A 4952-nucleotide genomic window follows, 5' to 3' on the forward strand; every position below is an offset into this window, starting at 1 on the left:
TATCACTCGCCCAATATGGCGCCGTCATCCAGCGGCCACACTTTTGCAGCAAGCCGTTCCCTGGGAAATGACGTGATCGCCGCCGTGCTTAATCCTTCGCTGTCCACCGTGATGATTTTCGCCGCCAGGGTACGGAATCCAGCGCGAAAATGGTTCGCCCCCTTGAGCGCGATGATCTTGTACCGGGCTGCATCAATGCCATGCAGCAGGAAAGGTTCGGCGTCATAGATCTGTTCGGCGCGCGACGCCACGATGACGTCAACCCCCTGGATCACCAGCCGGCACATGGCGCCCAGGTCAAAATGTACTCCCTCGAACATGGAACCGGCACGATTGGTAAAGCGGCCGTCCGTAATCGCCTTGACATAAGCATCGGCCACGATCGGCTCGCCCTGGAACCGTCCCATCTTGCCACCTAGCGAAACGCGGATGGTGTTGCCCACGCCGGCATGCACTGCCTGGCGAACCACTGCGATATCGTTGATCGAGGCAAAGCAGCAGGTGCCGGATGCGGGCCTGGCTTCCAGCAAAGCCCGCAGCAGATGCGTGCCGTCGCCCGGCGTGCCGCCTCCTGGGTTATCCGCATATTCGTTGATGACAATCGGGCCAGTGTCAGCCGCCATGGCCTGCGCCACGCCGGCGGCTGGCGCAGGAAAGCCGGGACGGAAATCCTCGCGATGCCGCCAGATCCACGCAGCCGCCTCGTCCGCGCAACGCTTGGCCAGCGCGAGATCGCCATCGGTGGTGCAGATGACGGCAGGACAAGGTGCGGCAATGTCGGCGTAAGGAAAACCGTGGAACCAGGAACAATCGATGACACCACCCTGCTGCCCCAGCTTGCGGCATACTTCGTTCACGTCTGCCGGCACAAAACCCGTATTGGTCGTCACTATGTACGGCAGCATCGGTAACCGGCGTACATAGGTAACCGGCTTCAAGCTGCCTCGGATCATGCGCAGCAACAGGTCGACCGATTCGATCCCGCGCTCCTGGAAATCGGTATGCGGATACAGCTTGCAGGGCAAGGTAAGATCGCAAGCCTGCTGCATCTGTTCCGTCATGTTCCCGTGGAGATCGTAGACGGCGGCAATCGGCATTGCGGGACCGACCAAGGCGCGCACGGCCGCAACCAGGTCGCCCTCGATATCCTCGACATCGTCGGCCACTCCCGCACCGTGCAGAGCCAGCAGAATGCCATCGAGCGGAAGCGCCTGGCGGATACCGTCGAGGATGGCCTGTTTCATGTCGGCATAGGCAGCGCCTTCGATGGTTCCCGACGGCGTCGCCTGGCCCAGGAAGGTATGCAGCAAGGTCGCGCCGTGCCTGCGCGCGCCTTCGATAAAACCGCCGACCTGGTGATTGGAGCCGGTGAATGCTTGTGCAATATCTTCGCCGTAATAGCGCTCGAAGGCTGATAGCGGTGTCATGCCGGCGAACTCAGCCGCATAAGTATTGGTTTCGTGGATAATGCCGCCGACTGCCAGCCGGATGGGCGCAAGTGTTTTAGTCATATGCATCTCCTGATCTTGTTGCCGCTACCCGGTTCAGCGGTTGACCTGCTTTGCATCGAAACTCAGTGCGATCAGCGCACTCAGCACCAGGCTGCCGGCAATGATGTAGATGGCCGGCGCAGTGCCGTGGAAAGTGTCGCGGATCCAGCCAATCAGGTAAGGACTGACGAAGCCGCCCAGGTTGGCCAGGGAATTGATGGCGCCAATGCTGGCCGCTGCGGTGGCGCCGCCGAGAAACGCTGTCGGTATCGTCCACATGATAGGCGAATAGCTGATGATTCCTGCAGCGGCGACAGATAACGACAACACGGTCAACGCCACGCTCTGTGCGGCCCAGACGCTGGCCACCAGGCCGCATGCGCCGAGCAGCAAGATGGCCGCCAGGTGCCAGCGCCTTTCGCGCATGCGGTCTGAGCTGCGCCCGACAGCAATCATGCAGACAATCGCCACACAGTATGGAATGGCGCTGAGCCAGCCGATCGTGATACCGTCAGTGGCGCCGGCATCTCTGATTAGCGTGGGCAAATAGAAGCCCAGCGCATACAAGCCCATCATGGCAGGAAACGACATCGCGATAACCTTCCAGATGCGCGGGTCCGCAAGGATGCCGGCCAGTGGAATGTGTTCACGCTGCTGGTTATCGCGTGCAATCTCACCGGCAATCAGTTGCCGCTGCTCTTGCGTCAGCCAGCGTGCATCGCTGACCCGGTCGCTAAGGATCAGCAGCACGCCGATCGCCAGCGGAATGGTCGGCAAGGCTTCCAGAAAAAACATCCATTGCCATCCTGTATGGCCAGCCACATTCTGGAATCTCTCCATGATCCAGCCTGACAACGGGCTGCCGATAAGGCCCGCGATCGGAATCCCTGCCTGGAAACAGGCGGTCATCTTGCCGCGGCGATGATTCGGGAACCAGTACGTCAGGTAGAGAATGACCCCGGGATAAAAGCCGGCTTCGGCGACCCCGAGCAAAAAGCGTATGGTGTAGAACTGCCAGGGCGCGCTGACAACAGCCATCATCCCCGACAGCAGTCCCCATGAAATCATGATGCGGGCTATCCACAGCCGCGCGCCGACGCGATGCATGATGAGATTGCTCGGCACCTCGAACAGCAGGTAGCCGATAAAAAACAGGCCGGCGCCAAGTCCGTAGGCCGCTTCGCTGAACTGCAGGTCGGCCAGCATGTTCAGCTTGGCGATGCCGACGTTGATGCGGTCGAGATAGGCCACCACGTAACAGACCATCAGGAAAGGAATGAAGCGCAAGGCAACCTTGCGGTAGGTGGCGTCCTGGAAGGCGGAATCGGCGTCAGCGACGCCTGCGGCTGTTGCAGAGGTATTCATTGTGTCTCCTGTTTATTATATGCATGGCTTGGTATCAGTCGTTATTGGTTGTGGCAGGGTCTGGCTGCTTCGCTTGTCTGCCTGCCGCGCTTCTGAAAGCGGCGCAGCTCTTCCTGCGGCACCAGCGCTCCGCCGGTGGTCCAGATGACGTGGGTAGCGGCGGCCAGGTCCAGGCCGTGGCGGCGCAGATATGCGCGGCCGGCATCGCTGCTGGCCAGCCAATCCGGACCACCGACGCCAGCCGCAGCCGAAGGCTCGATTTCCATTCCCTCTGCCTCCAGTACCTGGAATAGCTGGGCGTATAGCTGCTGGTCGCTCACGGTGAAGACACCGGAAAGTTGCGCCGCCATCAGCGGACTGACCAAATGGGAAGCCTGCCCCACCGCCAGGCCGTCGGCCTCGGTGCGGTTGTCCAGGCCGATGTCGTAGACCGAGAGTGGGGTGTTTTGCTGCGACGCCAGTTGCACCAGCATGCAGGGCGAGGCGACCGGTTCGGCGAAGAAGCAGTGAACATGCGGGCCGAACAATGCCTTGAGGCCGAAGGTAATGCCGCCGGGCGCGCCGCCGACGCCGCAGGGCAAATAGACGAACAGCGGATGGCTGGCATCGACGATGCGCCCTGCCTCCGCCAGTTGCCGAGCGAGATGGCGGGCCGCCGCGGCATAACCGAGAAACAACATCAGCGAGTGTTCATCGTCGACAAAGTGGGTATGCGGAGCGGCCTGCGCCTGCTCCCGTCCGGCGGCAACTGCCGCCGCATAATCGCCGTCGTGCTCGACAACCAGCACACCGCGCTGGCGCAGGCGATCCTTTTTCCAGGCCTTGGCGTCGGTCGACATGTGCACGACAGCGTTGAAACCCAGCGCGGCAGCCATCACGCCGATGCTCAAGCCAAGGTTGCCGGTGCTGCCGACCGTTATCGTGTGCCGCGCGAACAAGGCCCGCGCCGGCTCGGACGCCAACTGCCCGCGGTCGTCATCGAGATCAATGACGCCGTGGCTGATGGCGATCGACTCCGCCAGCGCCAGCACTTCATGGAAGCCGCCGCGGGCCTTGATGGAGCCGGCGACAGGAAGTGCGTGGTCAGCCTTGATGAACCACGCACCGTCACCCTCGGGAACGCCGCCCATGGTCCGCTGCAGGCGCGGCGTTTCGACCAGATCGGATTCGATCACGCCGCCGCAGGTTTCCAGTTCAGCGAACAGCATTGACAGCAGTCCGGCGCAACGCACCAGCCTGGCGTCGGCGGCATGCACGTCGGCAACTGATGGCGCATCTTCGGGCATGGCGCTGCCCAGGCCAGGATTGAGCCACAGCAAGGGCTGGCGCGACTGCAGCTGTACTAACAGGTCAGGAGGAAATAGTTTCAACACAGTATCCATAAGAAATAACTTAGCGGAGAATAGTCATTGACAATTGTGTCATCACTATATGTTTATGACCCTTTGGCAAAAAGTGATATTTTCTACTGCTGTCATTAGCCGGACTAATTCGAATGCAACTCAACTCATCCATCCTCGGCGCCCTGCGCTGCTTCGAAGCGGCCGGACGCCTGCTCAGTTTCACCAAGGCTGCAGAGGCACTGAACCTCACCCAAAGCGCGGTCAGCCAGCAGATCCGGCATCTCGAGGAGCGCCTCAGCTATCCCCTGTTCTGCCGCCAGCACCGAGGCCTGGTGCTGACCGTCAAAGGCGAAGCCCTGTTCAAGTCTGCATCCAGGTCCTTCCTCGACATCGAACAGACACTCAAGCACCTCAGCACTTCGGATAGTCCGTTGCAGGTCAATTGCCTGCCATCCTTTGCCTTGCAATGGCTGATGCCGCGCCTGACCGACTTTCACCTCCTCCATCCCGAATCCACCGTGCGGCTCAAGGCGGAATTCCAGGCGCTCGACCAGCAAGCCATGCGCGCCGACGACATCGATGTCGCGATCCGCTTCGATCCGGGACAATACGAGGTCCTGCATGCCGACCGCATCCTCGACGAATATCTGATGCCGGTAGCGACGCCGGAATATCTGGCAAGCCATCCCCAGTTCGCCGCAGGCGAAGACATCTCGGGCGTCACCCTGTTGCACGATTCCGCGCCATGGGCCGG

General features: G+C 61.1%; 4 protein-coding genes. 1 reads left to right on the forward strand and 3 read right to left on the reverse strand.

Going from position 1 to position 4952, the window contains the following annotated elements:
• Positions 1–2 precede the first annotated feature (2 nt).
• Genes JWQ61_RS20820 through JWQ61_RS20830 form a run of 3 tightly spaced genes read right to left on the reverse strand, consistent with a single transcriptional unit; the run spans position 3 to position 4225 of the window.
• Positions 3–1511, reverse strand: coding sequence for a M81 family metallopeptidase (locus JWQ61_RS20820; protein WP_304362192.1), 1509 nt, complete (start codon positions 1509–1511; stop codon positions 3–5).
• Between the two features lie 33 nt (positions 1512–1544).
• A complete protein-coding gene (locus tag JWQ61_RS20825; RefSeq protein ID WP_304362193.1) occupies positions 1545–2855 on the reverse strand; it encodes an MFS transporter in 1311 nt (436 codons plus the stop codon).
• Between the two features lie 41 nt (positions 2856–2896).
• Positions 2897–4225 (reverse strand): D-serine ammonia-lyase, encoded by a 1329-nt coding sequence (locus JWQ61_RS20830; RefSeq protein ID WP_304362194.1) that lies wholly within the window; start codon positions 4223–4225, stop codon positions 2897–2899.
• Between the two features lie 125 nt (positions 4226–4350).
• Between JWQ61_RS20830 and JWQ61_RS20835 the strand changes: the two genes are divergently transcribed.
• A partial coding sequence (locus JWQ61_RS20835) for a LysR family transcriptional regulator (protein WP_304362195.1) occupies positions 4351–4952 on the forward strand: 602 nt, incomplete at its 3' end.

This window comes from Collimonas fungivorans (assembly GCF_028292705.1).
Taxonomy (GTDB): domain Bacteria; phylum Pseudomonadota; class Gammaproteobacteria; order Burkholderiales; family Burkholderiaceae_D; genus Collimonas; species Collimonas fungivorans_B.